The organism is Chromobacterium haemolyticum, assembly GCF_002081825.1.
GTDB lineage: Bacteria > Pseudomonadota > Gammaproteobacteria > Burkholderiales > Chromobacteriaceae > Chromobacterium > Chromobacterium fluminis.
The window spans coordinates 185699-199123 of record NZ_MUKU01000003.1 but is presented as its reverse complement, the minus strand read 5'-3'; the positions used below and the strand labels follow the sequence as shown (position 1 = coordinate 199123).

At 64.6% G+C, this 13425-nt stretch carries 15 protein-coding genes and 1 tRNA gene; 11 read left to right on the top strand and 5 right to left on the bottom strand.

The genetic code is table 11. From position 1 onward, the window contains the following. Positions 1 to 26 precede the first annotated feature (26 nt). Both B0T39_RS03230 and B0T39_RS03225 read left to right on the top strand, forming a co-directional pair. Positions 27 to 674 (top strand): ParA family protein, encoded by a 648-nt coding sequence (locus B0T39_RS03230; RefSeq protein WP_254894479.1) that lies wholly within the window; start codon positions 27 to 29, stop codon positions 672 to 674. A gap of 188 nt (positions 675 to 862) precedes the next feature. Then, positions 863 to 1813, top strand: a complete 951-nt coding sequence (locus B0T39_RS03225) for a GMP reductase (protein WP_081544775.1) — start codon at positions 863 to 865, stop codon at positions 1811 to 1813. Positions 1814 to 1828: 15 nt separating this feature from the next. On the opposite strand, the gene B0T39_RS03220 is transcribed toward B0T39_RS03225, so the two are convergent. Continuing rightward, on the bottom strand, positions 1829 to 2314 hold the full coding sequence (locus B0T39_RS03220) for a MaoC family dehydratase (RefSeq protein WP_081544774.1): 486 nt from the start codon (positions 2312 to 2314) through the stop codon (positions 1829 to 1831). Positions 2315 to 2411: 97 nt separating this feature from the next. Here B0T39_RS03220 and B0T39_RS03215 point away from each other — a divergent pair, with 97 nt between their 5' ends. The 5 genes from B0T39_RS03215 (at position 2412) to B0T39_RS03195 (ending at position 6355) form a co-directional block, all read left to right on the top strand. Next, a complete protein-coding gene (locus B0T39_RS03215) occupies positions 2412 to 3164 on the top strand; it encodes a copper homeostasis protein CutC (RefSeq protein WP_081544773.1) in 753 nt (250 codons plus the stop codon). A 170-nt stretch (positions 3165 to 3334) separates the two neighbouring features. Then, complete coding sequence (locus tag B0T39_RS03210) at positions 3335 to 3856, top strand: cupin domain-containing protein (RefSeq protein WP_081544772.1); 522 nt, start codon at positions 3335 to 3337, stop codon at positions 3854 to 3856. Positions 3857 to 3920: 64 nt separating this feature from the next. Then, the gene (locus B0T39_RS03205; RefSeq protein ID WP_176219470.1) at positions 3921 to 4724 is read left to right on the top strand and encodes a transporter substrate-binding domain-containing protein; all 804 of its coding nucleotides are present in this window, start codon (positions 3921 to 3923) and stop codon (positions 4722 to 4724) included. An 86-nt stretch (positions 4725 to 4810) separates the two neighbouring features. After that, positions 4811 to 5488 carry a hypothetical protein gene (locus B0T39_RS03200; protein ID WP_081544770.1) on the top strand — a complete coding sequence of 226 codons (678 nt, stop codon included), beginning with the start codon at positions 4811 to 4813 and terminating at the stop codon, positions 5486 to 5488. 93 nt (positions 5489 to 5581) lie between these two features. Next, positions 5582 to 6355 carry a transporter substrate-binding domain-containing protein gene (locus tag B0T39_RS03195; RefSeq protein ID WP_303245575.1) on the top strand — a complete coding sequence of 258 codons (774 nt, stop codon included), beginning with the start codon at positions 5582 to 5584 and terminating at the stop codon, positions 6353 to 6355. A 153-nt stretch (positions 6356 to 6508) separates the two neighbouring features. Here the strand turns inward: B0T39_RS03195 and B0T39_RS03190 are convergent, their stop codons facing one another. Continuing rightward, positions 6509 to 7300 (bottom strand): helix-turn-helix transcriptional regulator, encoded by a 792-nt coding sequence (locus B0T39_RS03190; protein ID WP_081544769.1) that lies wholly within the window; start codon positions 7298 to 7300, stop codon positions 6509 to 6511. Positions 7301 to 7414: 114 nt separating this feature from the next. Here B0T39_RS03190 and B0T39_RS03185 point away from each other — a divergent pair, with 114 nt between their 5' ends. The 3 genes from B0T39_RS03185 (at position 7415) to B0T39_RS25795 (ending at position 10488) form a co-directional block, all read left to right on the top strand. Continuing rightward, positions 7415 to 8785, top strand: coding sequence for an APC family permease (locus tag B0T39_RS03185; protein WP_081544768.1), 1371 nt, complete (start codon positions 7415 to 7417; stop codon positions 8783 to 8785). A gap of 2 nt (positions 8786 to 8787) precedes the next feature. Further along, on the top strand, positions 8788 to 9909 hold the full coding sequence (locus tag B0T39_RS03180; protein WP_081544767.1) for a DmpA family aminopeptidase: 1122 nt from the start codon (positions 8788 to 8790) through the stop codon (positions 9907 to 9909). Between the two features lie 99 nt (positions 9910 to 10008). Then, positions 10009 to 10488, top strand: a complete 480-nt coding sequence (locus tag B0T39_RS25795) for an NAD-binding protein (protein ID WP_217806187.1) — start codon at positions 10009 to 10011, stop codon at positions 10486 to 10488. 10 nt (positions 10489 to 10498) lie between these two features. Here B0T39_RS25795 and B0T39_RS03170 read toward each other — a convergent pair whose 3' ends face one another. Continuing rightward, the gene (locus B0T39_RS03170; protein ID WP_081544766.1) at positions 10499 to 10897 is read right to left on the bottom strand and encodes a polyketide cyclase; all 399 of its coding nucleotides are present in this window, start codon (positions 10895 to 10897) and stop codon (positions 10499 to 10501) included. Between the two features lie 329 nt (positions 10898 to 11226). Between B0T39_RS03170 and B0T39_RS25545 the strand changes: the two genes are divergently transcribed. Continuing rightward, on the top strand, positions 11227 to 11481 hold the full coding sequence (locus B0T39_RS25545; RefSeq protein ID WP_081544765.1) for a hypothetical protein: 255 nt from the start codon (positions 11227 to 11229) through the stop codon (positions 11479 to 11481). Positions 11482 to 11541: 60 nt separating this feature from the next. Here B0T39_RS25545 and B0T39_RS03160 read toward each other — a convergent pair. Together B0T39_RS03160 and recN are read right to left on the bottom strand one after the other, a co-directional pair. Beyond that, positions 11542 to 11629, bottom strand: a tRNA-Ser gene (locus B0T39_RS03160). Positions 11630 to 11743: 114 nt separating this feature from the next. After that, positions 11744 to 13414, bottom strand: coding sequence for a DNA repair protein RecN (gene recN, locus B0T39_RS03155; protein ID WP_081544764.1), 1671 nt, complete (start codon positions 13412 to 13414; stop codon positions 11744 to 11746). Positions 13415 to 13425 lie beyond the last annotated feature (11 nt).

Here is a 13425-nt window from a genome sequence, read left to right as displayed (position 1 = left end):
CATCGCAAACGGCAGAGGAGGCGGATGTGCAATCGGTATTGGTAGCCAATCCCAAGGGCGGCAGCGGCAAATCGACCTTGGCGACCAATCTGGCCGGCTATTACGCCGCGCTCGGTAAACGCGTGATGCTGGGCGATGTGGACCGGCAGCAATCCTCGCTGGGCTGGCTGGCGCAACGCGACGCCGCGCTGCCCTCCATCGCCGGCTGGGAGGTCAAGGCCGGCGAGGCGGCGCGGCCGCCCAAGGGCACCGAGGTGGTGGTGCTGGACAGCGCGGCGGGTCTGCGCGGCAAGAAGCTGGCGGCCCTGGTGTCCCGGGTGAGCCGCATCCTGGTGCCTATTCAGCCGTCGCCGTTCGATATGTGGGCGAGCGAGGCTTTTTTCGAGCAACTGCTGGAAGAGAAGGCCATCCGGAAGAACAAGGCCTTCATGGCGGTGGTGGGCATGCGGGTGGACCCGCGGACCCGCTCCGCGCGCGAGCTGGAGAAATTTCTGGCGGACCACGAAGTGCCGGTATTGACCTGGCTGCGCGACACCCAACTTTACGTTCAGGCGGCTTCCAGCGGGCTGTCTCTGTTCGACCTGCCGGCGTCGCGCACCCAGCGCGACCGCGAAGCCTGGCAGCCGCTGCTCAACTGGCTGGGCGAGGAAGACGAAAGCTGGTGCGACAAGTGAAAAGTTTTGTCTTGATCTGAAATAAAATGGCTTGACGTGAAGAAACCGGCGGCGTAAGGTGTGCCGGTAAGTGCGTGCGAGCCAAGCGAGGCGTCGCAGGGGACACTGTAAACGGGAGCCGTCGGGGCTCCCGTTTATATTTGGGGCCCCTCGTTTTTTGACTCTATTTCCGCTTTGGGAGCAAACGCATGATCAAGACAGAACTCAATTACGGCGACGTTTACCTGGTGCCGAAAAAGACCGTAGTGGACAGCCGCAAGGAGTGCGACACCTCGGTGCAATTCGGCCCGCGCCGTTTCGACATGCCGATCTACGCGTCGAATATGAAGTCGGTGGTCTGCGCCGAGACCAGCGAGCTCTTCGCCGCTCAGAACTGGTTCTACACCATGCACCGCTTCAATGTGGACGCGGTGGCTTTCACCCGCGCCATGCAGGAAAAAGGTCTGTTCGCCTCCATCAGTGTAGGCGTCAACGAAGACACCCTCGAACAGCTGGACGCGCTCAAGCAAGCGGGACTCACCCCTGAATACATGACGCTCGACATCGCCAACGCCTGGTGCGTGAAGGCGGAGCGCATGATCAAGCACATCAAGCAGCTCTTCCCCGGTACTTTCCTGATCGGCGGCAACATCGCCACCGCAGAGGCCGCGCGCGACCTGGAAAGCTGGGGCTGCGACGCGATCAAGGCTGGCATCGCCGGCGGCCGCGTCTGCATCACCAAGAACAAGACCGGCTTCCATCGCCCGATGATTTCCACGGTGCAGGACTGCGTGGCCGCGGTCAAAGTGCCGGTGATCGCCGACGGCGGCATCGTCGAGCACGGCGATATCGCCAAGGCATTGGCCTGCGGCGCCAGCATGGTCATGGCGGGCTCGCTGTTCGCCGGTTACGACGAATCCGCCGGCGAGATCGTCGAGATCAACGGCAAACACTACAAGGAATACTTCGGCAGCGCCTCTCAGTTCAATAAGGGCGCCTACGTCAACGTCGAAGGCAAGAAAATCCTGGTGGAGTACAAGGGCAGCATCGGCAAGCTATTGCGCGAACTGAAGGAAGACCTGCAGTCCTCGATCAGCTACGCCGGCGGCAACACCCTGCAGGCCTTGCGCGACGCCGAGCTGATCCAGGTTCGTCGCTGATCCGGGCCGCTCGGCTCAGGCGTGCTGCGTCGCCGGACGGGGCGCGCCCTCTTGCGGCTGGGCGCGGCATTGCGCCCAGATCGAGCACTCCAGTTGCATGGCCACCTCGTCGCGTTGATTGAGGGTGGTCCAGCGCACTTTCACCACGCCGAAGCCAGGCTGGCTGTTGGAGCGGCGCTTGTCCAGCACCTCCACAGCGACGCGCAAGGCGTCGCCGGCGCGGGTGGGCTGCGGCCAGCGCATCTTGTCGATCTGCATGCCGATCAAGCCGTTGGCCATCTTGCCAAGCTCGGTCTGGGTCACTAGCCGCATGCTCAGGCTGCTGGTCTGCCAGCCGCTGGCGGCCAGGCCGCCGAACAGGCTGTCCGCGGCGCTTTGCGGGTTGGTATGGAAATGCTGCGGATCATACTGCCGGGCAAAGCCGATCAGCTCCTCCTCGCTTAGCACGTGGGTGGGGCTGTGGAACAATTGTCCCGCTTTCAAATCTTCAAAATAGAGCATATCGACTTACGTTGGCGTCATCTCGAGCGCGCAGCTTAACGCGGCCGGCGAAACGGGTCAAAATCCGCAAGGCATTCAGCCGAGCAAGGGGGATATTTTGTCGCAAGATAGACAGTTGGAAGTGTGCGCCGGCTCGCTGGCGTCCTGCCTGGCCGCCGCGCGGGGCGGCGCGGCCAGGGTGGAATTGTGGGCCAGCCTGGAAACCGGCGGAGTCACGCCGTCGCCGGGCATGATTGCGCTGGCGCGGCAGAGGCTGGACATCGGCCTGCAAGTGATCGTGCGTCCGCGCGGCGGCGATTTTCTGTATTCCAACGACGAATTCGAAGTCATGCGCCGCGACGTGTTGGCCTGCCGCGAACAGGGAGCGGACGGGGTGGTGCTGGGCCTGTTGACCGCGGACGGCGACGTGGATGCGGAGCGCACCCGCGAGCTGGTGCTGCTGGCCGGGCCGATGACGACCACCTTCCACCGCGCCTTCGACATGGCGCGAGATCCCGAGCGGGCGTTGGAGCAGATCATCGCCAGCGGCTGCCGGCGCGTGTTGACCTCCGGCCAGGCGCCGGACGCGCTGCGGGGCGCGGCTTTGATCGACCGCTTGCGTCGTCAGGCGGGAGAGCGGTTGATTCTGATGCCGGGGGGCGGCGTGCGGCCGGACACGCTGGCCGAGCTGGCGCGGGCCACCGGCTGCCGTGAATTCCACGCCTCTGCCCGGGTTCGGGCGGCCAGCGCGATGCGCCATCGCCAAGCCGGGGTGAGCATGGGGGCGGCGGGCATGGACGAGTACGACAGGATGGAAACCTGTGTCGAAACGGTGAGAGCCATGGCGGATTTGCTGCGCGGCTTGGATTGACGCTTGTCGGGCGGAACGGATTTGCAGGATGATGCTGACATTTCCCGGCGGCGGGCCATTATGAGGCGGAGAACCTGAACCAAGGCGCGCCGACGCAGGCCGTGCTTGAGTACGACAAGAAGGCGCAATGCAGGGGCAGGGGTTTTGTTAGCGGTTTTAAGGAGCGCAAGATGAGCAAGCCGTCGCATGTGGTCAATATTGATCAGGTGGAAGCCGTGGACTACCGGGACGGGGAAGGATGGGGCGGCAGCTATCAGCCGCTGACGCCGGCGCTGGACGCCTTGCCCGGCCGGCTGGGCGCCAATCTGACCCGTCTGCCGCCGGGGCGCGCGGGCTGTCCCTTTCACTCCCATGCCCGAGAGGACGAGATCTTCTATGTGCTGTCTGGACGCGGGGTGCTGCGCCTGGGCGACAGCCTGCAGGAAATCGGTCCGGGAGACTGTATTTCCTGTCCTGCGGGCACCGGCGTCGCGCATCAGATCGCCAACCCTTTCGATCAGGACCTGGTCTATCTCGGCATCGGCGTCAACGATCCGCACGAGGTCTGCGTCTATCCGGACAGCGGCAAGGTGCTGGTGCGCCATCTGAAACAAGTGGGGCGATTGGAAAGCGCGCCGTATTACGACGGCGAGCCGGCGCGCCCCGGCATTTTCGACTTGCTGGAGCGGGAGCAGGCCTTGGCCCGGAAATAGGCGGCTTGGCATGCGGCGGCGGCATGAGCGATAACGGAACCATCGTTCATCAATGGACAAGGCAATGAAGAGGCTGGCATTAAGTCTTGCGACGGCATTGGCGATGGCCTGGCCGCTGAGCGCGGCGGCGGCCGAGCCCTTGCTGCTCTGCTACGAGGACCAGGCCTCCTATCCCTGGCTGGACGGCCGCGGCGGCGGGCTGGACATTCAACTGATCAAACACCTGCAGGGCGCGTTGAAACGGGAGCTGTCCCTGCATCCAATGCCGTGGCGGCGCTGCATCAATATGCTGCGCCAAGGCAAGATGGACGGCGCCTTCGCCGCCAGTTTCGTGCCGGAGCGCTTGCAATGGGGGGTGTACCCCCTGTTGTCGGACGGCGCGCCGGACGCCAGTCAGCGGCTGCATAGCGCCAGTTATTCCTTGTATCGGCTCAAGGGCACCACGGTGGACTGGGATGGCGCGCGCCTGTCCAGCGGCATGGCGCCGATAGGCATGCAGACCGATTTTTCCATCGGTGTTTTTCTGCGCAAGCAGCAGGTGGCGATAGACGACAGCAACCGCGATCCGCTGGCCATTCTGCAGATGTTGCGTTTGCGGCGCTTGAGCGGCGCGGCGCTGCAAACGCCGCGCGCGGAGCAGATTCTGCACGACCATCCCGAGCTGGCGGAGGCGATAGAGCGCTGCCGGCTGCCCTTGGAAGAGAAATCTTATTTCCTGATACTGTCTCGCCAATTGGCGTACCGCGAACCGAGCCTGCCGGGCAGGATCTGGGCGGAACTGGAACGGCAACGGGAAGCGCCGGCTTTTCTCGCCCAGTTGCGGGCGGCGGGAGCGCACCGGGAAGCGGGCGGGACTGCGCGCAAATGAAGACAGAATATTCAGAGACTACTTGCTATCAAACTTAAAGTTTTTGCTTTATTATTTTCCGCTCCATGATTGACTTGGGAATCCCAATGCATAAAAAAACACTTCTGGCCGCAGGCTGTTTGTGGCTGGCCGCCGGACCGGTTTTGGCGGAGGCCTGGTCCTATCCCGGTTGGCAGGACAGCCGCGACACCCGCGTCAAGGCGCTGGCCCTGTTGCAGACCTTGAACGCCACCTTGCTGAGCAATAGCAGCGCCACCCGCACTTTGCAGCAATGGTGCGCCGATCACCGGATGGCGTCGCCGGCGCAGATCCGCGCCTTGCGCAACCCGGCGGATCACAAGGAAGCCAGCGCGGAAGTGCGCGCCCAATTGCAGGCGCGGCCGGGAGAACGCATCGCCTACCGCCGCGTGCAACTGGCCTGCGGCGAGCACGTGTTGTCCGAGGCCGACAACTGGTATCTGCCGTCCAAGCTGAGCGAGGAAATGAACCGCCTGCTGGACAGCAGCGACGTGCCGTTTGGCCGCGCGGTGGCGGCGCTGAATTTCCGCAGGCAGACCGAGGAGGTCAAACTGCTGTGGTCGCCGTTGCCGACGGGCTGGGAAATGAAGGCCGCTGCTCCGGAGACCGCCGCCGCCGGGCTGGACATTGCCCAGCAAGTACTGCAACACCGCGCCGTGTTGTATCGCGGCAGCGATAACGCGCCGTTCAGCGTGGTGGTGGAAACCTATCAGCGCGAAGTCTTCGCTTTCCCGCTGGCCTATTGAAGAATCGGTTCACGATCTGCTGCGCGTCAGCGGATAGCTCGAGCCGGGCGCTGGCAGCGTCCGACGAGTAAACATCACAAGAAAAAAGCAACCATGATGAAGCAAAAACCAATACTGGGCTGCCTGTTGTTGGGCGGCCTGATCGCCGGCCAGCCGGCGCTGGCGGACCGCCTGGACGACATCCTGCAACGCGGCAGCGTGCGCGTGGGCACCACCGGAGATTACCGCCCGTTCAGCGAACGCGACTCCGGCGGCGAATACCGCGGCCTGGATATCGAAATGGCGCAGAGCCTGGCGCGGGCGCTGGGCGTCAAGCTGGAGCTGGTGGCCACCAGCTGGCCGACGCTGATGCGCGACCACGCTGCCGGCAAGTTCGATATCGCGATGAGCGGGGTGTCGATCAATCTGGAGCGGCAGAAGCGGGCGCTGTATTCGCAGCCCTATCTGAACGACGGCAAGACGCCGATCACCCGCTGCGAAAACGTCCAGCGTTTTCAAACCATCGCCCAGATCAACCAGCCTCAGGTCAAGCTGATCGTCAATCCGGGCGGCACCAATGAAAAGTTCGCCCGCGCTCGCCTGCCGGCGGCCGCGCTGACCGTGCATCCGGACAACGTCACCATTTTCCGGCAGATCATAGACGGCAAGGCCGATCTGATGGTGACCGACGCGGTGGAAACCCGTTATCAGCAGAAGCTGCATCCGGAGCTGTGTGCGGTGCACCCGGAGAAGCCGTTCGACTTTTCGCAAAAAGCCTATCTGCTGCCCAACGACTGGCGCTGGAAAGCCTGGGTGGATCAATGGCTGAGCCAGAGCCTGCAAAACGGCGAATTCGCCGGCCTGTCGGCCAAGTGGCTGGGAAACTAAGCGGGATCTAAGAATGTGTTTACGATCTCGCGAGCCAGGGCGAGACAAGGCGAAAACCGCTGAGAAAGCGGAATGGTCAAGAGCTACATCAGCATTTCGAAGGGGTACTCACCGTGTCACGTCTCATAACGCGCGGCAGATCGTGAACAGGTCCTAAGTTTCACTGCCGCGTAGTTGCTCGATATAGCAATTGAACAACTCGGCGTGGCTGGCCACGCCGAGCTTCAGATACAGATTGCGGCGGTGAACCTTGACCGTTTCCGGCGAAATGGCCAGTTGTTGGGCGATGGCCTTGCTGGACAGGCCGCACAGCGTCAGCCGCGCCACTTCGGCTTCGCGCTCGGACAGCCTGCCGTGGCCAAAATGACTCAGCGTCTGCGTCAGTTGGTCTGACAGGCTGGCCGAAGGAGGTGTGGGTGCGGAGCACAACTGCCAATGGCGCCGCATCGCGGACAGCAGCCAGGGCTGCATCACGCGCAGCTTGCCGATGTCGGCCGGCTCGAACTCGCTGGCCTTGCCCAGCGACAATGACAAGACCTGCCCCGCATCGACGCGCAGCAGCACCTGAACCTCGTCCACGCCGACTTCGCCGCTCATGTAACGTTGGAAATATTCGCTTTGGCGGAAGTGGTCCGGCGCGATGTCGGGCAGGTGGTGGATGCCGTCGACAAAAGGCCGTTGCGTGTACTGATAGAAGGGGTCCAGCAGGTACAGCCCCTGGCAGTAAAGCGCCATCGGCGACGCCACGGCCTGATGCTGAAAATCACACTCCTCAAGAATCCGCGGCGGCGCGTCCGCGTGGTAGCAGGCGGCCAGCGCATTGTCCAGCGGCACGCCGCCGCGCAACAGCAGGACCATCTGGCGCCAAAACCCGGGCAGGCCGATTTGCGCCATCAACTGAGCCAGATGATGGTGCAGCGGCAGTTCCTTCAACAAAGCTTCCATCCGGCAATCCCCGCTTGGGGTAACCCATCACGGTGATTGGGCACCTTCCCGCGTCAAAATACACTGTCTTCCGCAAGTCTGACTACAAGACCATAGCGACAAGAGGAGAACAGAATGAGCCAGCCAGCAAGCCGCCCCGGATTGCGCCGCTCGTTGAGCGTGACGGATGTCGTGTTGATTACCGTGTCCGGCGTGACGCCGGCCAGTTCCATTTTCGTGATCGCGCCGTTTGCGCTGCAAGGCGCCGGCAGCGGGGCCTTTCTGGCCTTTGTACTGGCGGCGGCGTTGGCCGTCGTGTTTGCGCTCTGCTACGCCGAGCTGGGCGCGGCCCATCCCAACGCCGGCGGAGAATACGTGATCATCGAGCGGGTGTTCGGCCGCGCGCTCAGCCTGCAAATGTATCTGCTGATTTTATGTCTGTTGTTGTTCATCCCCGCGGTGCTGGCCACCGGCGCCGCGCCCTATCTGAACTCCGCGCTGGGCGCCCGCCTGGACGGCGCCGAAGTGGCGCTGGCCATGATTGTGCTGTGTTTCGGCATTGCAGTGCTGGACATCAAGGTGAACGCCTGGCTGACCGGTTCTTTTCTGCTGCTGGAGCTGGCCGCCTTGGCCTTGATCGCCTGGCTGGGCTTCAGCGAAGCGCAGCAGCCGGCTGCCGTGCTGTGGCAGCCGGTAAAGGCGGCGGCCGACGGAGGCCTCGCCGCGGTGTCCGCCGCGACAATCTTCGCCATGGTGGGGACTGCCGTGTTCGCTTACAACGGTTTTGGCGGGGCGGTGTACTTTGCTGAGGACATGCGAGAAAGCGGGCGGCCGGTGGCGCGAGCGGTGCTGGCGGCGCTGTCCATCGTGGTGCTGGTGGAACTGATACCGGTGACCGCCCTGATCCTGGGAGCGCCCTCGCTGGCGGAAATGAGCCGGCAGGCCGATCCGATCAACTACGTGCTCAGCCATTTGAGCAGCCCGGGGCTGGCGCGGGTGATCAGCGGCGGCATCTTTCTATCGGTGTTCAACGCCATCATCGCCATCGTGGTGCAAAGCGGCCGCTTCTTGTACTCCAGCGGCCGGGACGGCTTGTGGCCGGCGCCGGCGAGCCGGGCGCTGCAACGCATCCATCCGCGCTTCGGCACGCCTTGGGTGGCCACGCTGGCGCTGGCCGTCCCGTCCGCCTTGCTGACCTTTCATTCCAGCCTGGGCGCTCTGGCGTCCTTCACCGTAATCATCCTGATGCTGAACTACTTATTGTTGGCGTTGGCGGCCTTGCGCAGCCGCCTGGGCCGGCACCATCACCCTTATCGCATGCCGGGCTGGCCGTGGCCGCCCTTGTTGGCGGGGGTTGGCAGCCTGGCGCTGTTGTGGGCGGTGCTGCGGGACGCGCCCGCGCGGGATTGGTGGATTATCGGCGGCATCGCGCTGACCGGGCTCTTGCTGGCGGGCCGTAAGCAGCCCGCCGTCGTATTGATCGTTGAAGAACAGAAAGAGAGGTGAGTATGTTGAAACGAGCCAGAGCATTGGGCATTCGCATCGGCCAGGGCGAGCCCGGCCCCTTGAACGCGATTACGGACGTGCCCGGGGTGAGGGTGGGGCACGCCGCCGCCTGGGCGGATTTCGACGACGGCCGCCGCGCGCGCACCGGGGTCACGGTGATCGAGCCGCGGCCGGGCCTGGCGCGGCGCACGCCGTGCTTTGCCGGCGTGCATGTCTTGAACGGCAACGGCGACGCCGCCGGCCTGGAGTGGTTGCGCGAGGCCGGCGTGTTGAGCACGCCGATCGCGCTGACCAATACCCACAGCGTGGGCGTGGTGCGGGACGCCTTGATCGCCGGCGAGCGCGAGGCGGTGGCCGGCGAGCCGCAGCTGTATTGGACCATGCCGGTGGTGCTGGAAACCTTCGACGGCCTGCTCAACGACATCAACGGCTTCCACGTGAGGGCGGAGCACGCGCGCGCCGCGCAAAGCGCTGCCAGCGGCGGCTTGCCGGCCGAGGGCAGCGTGGGCGGCGGCAGCGGCATGATCTGCCACGAATTCAAAGGCGGCATCGGCACCGCCTCGCGGCGGCTGCCGGCGGAGGCGGGGGGCTGGACCGTGGGAGCGTTGGTGCAGGCCAATCACGGCAAGCGAGGCTCGCTATTGGTGGAGGGCTACCCGGTGGGCCGTCATCTGAGCTGCGCGGAGATTCCCTCTCCGTTTGAGACTGGACGGCTGCCGCAGCCCGGCATGGGCTCCATTGTGGCGGTGCTGGCCACCGACGCGCCCTTGCTGCCGGATCAATGCCGGCGGCTGGCGCAGCGCGCCGGCATCGGCATCGCCCGCACCGGCGGCGGCACCGAGGACTCCAGCGGCGACATCTTCGTGGCCTTCGCCACCGGCAATCAGGGCTTGCCGATGACCGATTACGCCAGCAAGGGCGCGCTGACCTGCGCGGTGGAAATGGTGAACGCGGACCATCTCTCGCCCTTGTTCGAGGCGGCGGCGGAAGCGGTGGAAGAGGCCATCGTCAACGCCTTGCTGGCGGCGGGCGATCTGACGGGCAACCACGGTCACGCGGCGCATGGACTTAAGGCCGAGCGCTTGCTAAGCGCGCTGACGGAAAGCGGCTGGCGTCCGCGTTAAGCCGCAGGCCCGCCCGGCTCCGGCGTTGGGTTCGCGCCATGCGATGCAATTATCATTGTGTGGCCGCGCAGGCGGCGAACCGACGTGCTGGAGGCGGGCATGAAAACACCGGATATTTCAGTGGACGAACCGCGGCGTTTGGCGACCCTGCGCGCGCTGGGCGTGCTGGATACCGCAGCGGAGGAGCGTTTCGACCGGTTGACCCGGATGGCCAAGCGCTTGTTTCGGGTGCCCATCGCCCTGGTCAGCCTGGTGGGCGAAAACCGCCAGTGGTTCAAATCCTGCGTTGGGCTGCCGGAGGCGGAAACCGGGCGCGACATTTCCTTTTGCGGCCACGCCGCCTCGGTGTTGGCGGTGACCACGGCGGACGCGCTGAATCTGCGGCAGATGGTGGAGGTGGCGCGTACCTTGAACCCGGAGTTGCGCATCGCGCTGCGCGCGCGCAATGCGGAGGAAGCCGAACTATTGCGCGGGGAAGGCTTGGGCGCGGTGTTTCTGGCGGACGAGGAATTGGCGGGCAGCATAGGCCGGCACGTGCTGCACTGCTTCACCGCCGAAGCGGCGCGGGCGGCGCATTGAACGCGGCCGCTCAGTTCCGTTCCAGCCAGGCTTTGGCCGCGGCCAGATCGCGCGTCACCCAGTCGGCGTCGGCCTCGAATTGCGCGTCGTCGACGCCGGGCTGGCGGAACAGCGTCAACAGCAGCTCGCAACCCTCATCGCGCGCCAGCAGGCGCAAGGGGACGTAGACCTCCGCCTGCCCGGGCGGCGACACCCAGTGATCCAGCACGCCGTAGTCATTGGTCGGCGAAAAGCGCAAGGGCATCACGCCGTGAGGCGTGTCCGCCAGCCAGCCGTCGCCGTCGCGGCGCAGCGCGCCGGCCAAGCCGGACGCCCAGCGCGGGAAGTTTTCCGGCGGCGCCAGCAAGGCGTAGGCGCGGGCGAAAGGGCAGGCAATACTGATGCTGAGATGGCGCGGCGGCGTGGACATGGGATTCTCCAATACGGCGATGCTACTTGAGTGTAGCCGACGTCGGACCATGTGCCGTTGACATGGTCAGCGCCAACGGGCTATGGTCATTCCCGGTGCTCAAAACACCAAACAAACATACAGCGGCTACCGCACCCGTAAGATTCGCGGATTTTTTGCGTCCATGGTTTTGGCAAACTCCCACTTGTGGGACAATGCGCGTCCATGGCCGGGTGTGCGGCTAATACAATACCCGCAAGGGGAATACGCCCGCCGTCTGTATGCGGTTTTGAGCACCCGGCCGCCCTCTCAAAAGGGGCAGAACTCAAAACGACATACAGGAGGCCGCCATGGCCAAGACCGACACCCTCCGCGAGGCGCGTCGCGCCCTCAGGCATATTCGTGCCGCCCAATCCCATTTCAAACAATTGCCCGAGGCGCTGCGCCGGGAGATGTCCCGTCAACCGCCGCGTCAAACCCCGTTCATCGTAGAACTGTCCCCAGAGGTTTTGTGGAGCCTGCTGGAGGCGAGGTATGGCGTGGAATGCGCGTGCGACCGGTTGCGGCTGGTGATTGCTGCGATGCAGGGCAGCACAGCCAAGTAGATTGCCCGGAGACAAGGCGAAAAAGACAAAAGCCCGGACATATGTCCGGGCTTTTGATATTGGCGGAGGCTGTGGGATTCGAACCCACGGACGGTTGCCCGTCGGCAGTTTTCAAGACTGCTGGTTTAAACCACTCACCCAAACCTCCAGCGTCTGGTCATAGCCGAGACGAGCGGAGCGCAAGATCACGGCATGAATCCGGCCTGCTGCACTTCCCGAATCGGTAAGAGGGCGCAATTCTAGCGGGTCTTAGTCGCTTTGGCTAGAGGGCCGGCGCATTTGACGCCAGCATTTCCGCCGCGTGCTCGCGCGTGGTCTGGGTCAGCTCCACGCCGCCCAGCATGCGGGCGATTTCCAGCACCCGTTGTTCGCTGTCCAGCGGCTCGATGCGGCTCTTGACCCGGCCCTTGTGTTCGCTCTTGCTGACCTGCCAGTGATGGCTGCCGCAGGAGGCCACTTGGGGCAGGTGGGTGATGCACAGCACTTGGTAGCGCTGGCCCAGCTGTCGCAGCATGTGGCCGATGACTTCGGCGACGCGGCCGCCGATACCGACGTCCACCTCGTCGAAGATCAGCGTGGGCACGCTGGCCACCTGGCTGATCACCACCTGCATGGCCAGGCTGATGCGGGATAGTTCGCCGCCGGAAGCCACTTTGGCTAGCGGACGCAGGCTGGTGCCGGCGTTGGCGGCCACCAGGTATTCGATGGATTCCAGACCGTGGGCGCCGGGTTCGGGCTGGGGCGCCAGTTCGATGGCGAAGCGCGCGCCGCTCATCGCTAGGTGCTGCATTTCCGCGCCGATGCGCGCGGACAGCTCGCTGGCGGCCTGGCGGCGTTTGCCGGACAGCGCTTCGGCCTGCGTGCGGTAGCGCGCCAACGCGGAGGTTTCCGCCAGGGACAGCGCTTCGATGTCGGCGGAGGCTTCCAGCGCTTGCAGCTGTTGCTGCCAGTCGTCCAGTTTTTCCTGCAGGTCTTGCGGCTGTACCCGGTATTTGCGCGCGGTGCTCATCAGCGCTTCCAGCCGGCCTTCCACTTCGGCCAGCTGGCCGGGGTTTTCGTCGATGTCGCTGGCGTAGTCGCGCAGGCTGTAGACCACTTCGCGCAGTTCGGCGTCCACGGAGTCGAGCAACGACAGGGTGTCCGCCAGCCGCGGGTCCAGATTGGCCAGCTTGCTGAGCCGGGTTTGCACCTGGGACAACATGGTCAGGCAGCTATTGTCCATCTCGGACAGGGTGTCCACCGCCAGCTGGGCGCTTTGCGCCAGTTCGGCGGCGTTGGCCAGCCGGGAGTGGCTTTGGTTCAGCACGCTCCATTCGTCCGGCTGCAGATTGAGTTCGCTCAGTTCGTTGATCTGCCAGTTCAGCCTTTCGCGTTCGACTTCGGATTCGCGCGACAGCCGCTCGGCGTCGACGCGGGCGCGGCGGGCGGCTTGCCAGTCCTGCCAGGCTTTGTGCACGTCGCGGGCCAGCGCGACGGAGCCGGCGTAGGCGTCCAGCAGCTGGCGTTGGGCGTCGGCTTTCATCAGCGACTGGTGGGCGTGCTGGCCGTGGATGTCGACCAGGAATTCGCCCAGCTGCTTGAGTTGGCTGAGGGTGGCGGCCTGGCCGTTGACGAAGCTGCGCGAGCGGCCGGATTTATCCAGCAGCCGGCGCAGCAAGAGCACGTCGTCGTCGCCGTTGAGGCCGTTTTCTTCCAGCCATACGTCGATTTCCGGGCGGCAGCGGGTGTCGAATTCGGCGGTGATCTCGGCGCGTTCGGCGCCTTCGCGCACTTGAGCGCCTTCGGCGCGGTCGCCCAGCAGCAGGCTCAAGGCGTCCAGCAGTATGGACTTGCCGGCGCCGGTTTCGCCGGTGAGCACGGTGAAGCCGGCTTGGAAGTCCAGCGAGATGCTGTCGACGATGACGAAGTCTTTAACGGTCAGCGATAGGAGCATGGGTGTTCGCG

Excerpts from the sequence above, each read along its gene's own strand:
- B0T39_RS03225 (WP_081544775.1), top strand. The coding sequence starts at position 863 with ATGATCAAGACAGAACTCAATTACGGCGACGTTTACCTGGTGCCGAAA.
- B0T39_RS03220 (WP_081544774.1), bottom strand. The coding sequence starts at position 2,314 with ATGCTCTATTTTGAAGATTTGAAAGCGGGACAATTGTTCCACAGCCCC.
- B0T39_RS03210 (WP_081544772.1), top strand. The coding sequence starts at position 3,335 with ATGAGCAAGCCGTCGCATGTGGTCAATATTGATCAGGTGGAAGCCGTG.
- B0T39_RS03205 (WP_176219470.1), top strand. The coding sequence starts at position 3,921 with ATGAAGAGGCTGGCATTAAGTCTTGCGACGGCATTGGCGATGGCCTGG.
- B0T39_RS03200 (WP_081544770.1), top strand. The coding sequence starts at position 4,811 with ATGCATAAAAAAACACTTCTGGCCGCAGGCTGTTTGTGGCTGGCCGCC.
- B0T39_RS03195 (WP_303245575.1), top strand. The coding sequence starts at position 5,582 with ATGATGAAGCAAAAACCAATACTGGGCTGCCTGTTGTTGGGCGGCCTG.
- B0T39_RS03190 (WP_081544769.1), bottom strand. The coding sequence starts at position 7,300 with ATGGAAGCTTTGTTGAAGGAACTGCCGCTGCACCATCATCTGGCTCAG.
- B0T39_RS03185 (WP_081544768.1), top strand. The coding sequence starts at position 7,415 with ATGAGCCAGCCAGCAAGCCGCCCCGGATTGCGCCGCTCGTTGAGCGTG.
- B0T39_RS03180 (WP_081544767.1), top strand. The coding sequence starts at position 8,788 with ATGTTGAAACGAGCCAGAGCATTGGGCATTCGCATCGGCCAGGGCGAG.
- B0T39_RS25795 (WP_217806187.1), top strand. The coding sequence starts at position 10,009 with ATGAAAACACCGGATATTTCAGTGGACGAACCGCGGCGTTTGGCGACC.
- B0T39_RS03170 (WP_081544766.1), bottom strand. The coding sequence starts at position 10,897 with ATGTCCACGCCGCCGCGCCATCTCAGCATCAGTATTGCCTGCCCTTTC.
- B0T39_RS25545 (WP_081544765.1), top strand. The coding sequence starts at position 11,227 with ATGGCCAAGACCGACACCCTCCGCGAGGCGCGTCGCGCCCTCAGGCAT.
- recN (WP_081544764.1), bottom strand. The coding sequence starts at position 13,414 with ATGCTCCTATCGCTGACCGTTAAAGACTTCGTCATCGTCGACAGCATC.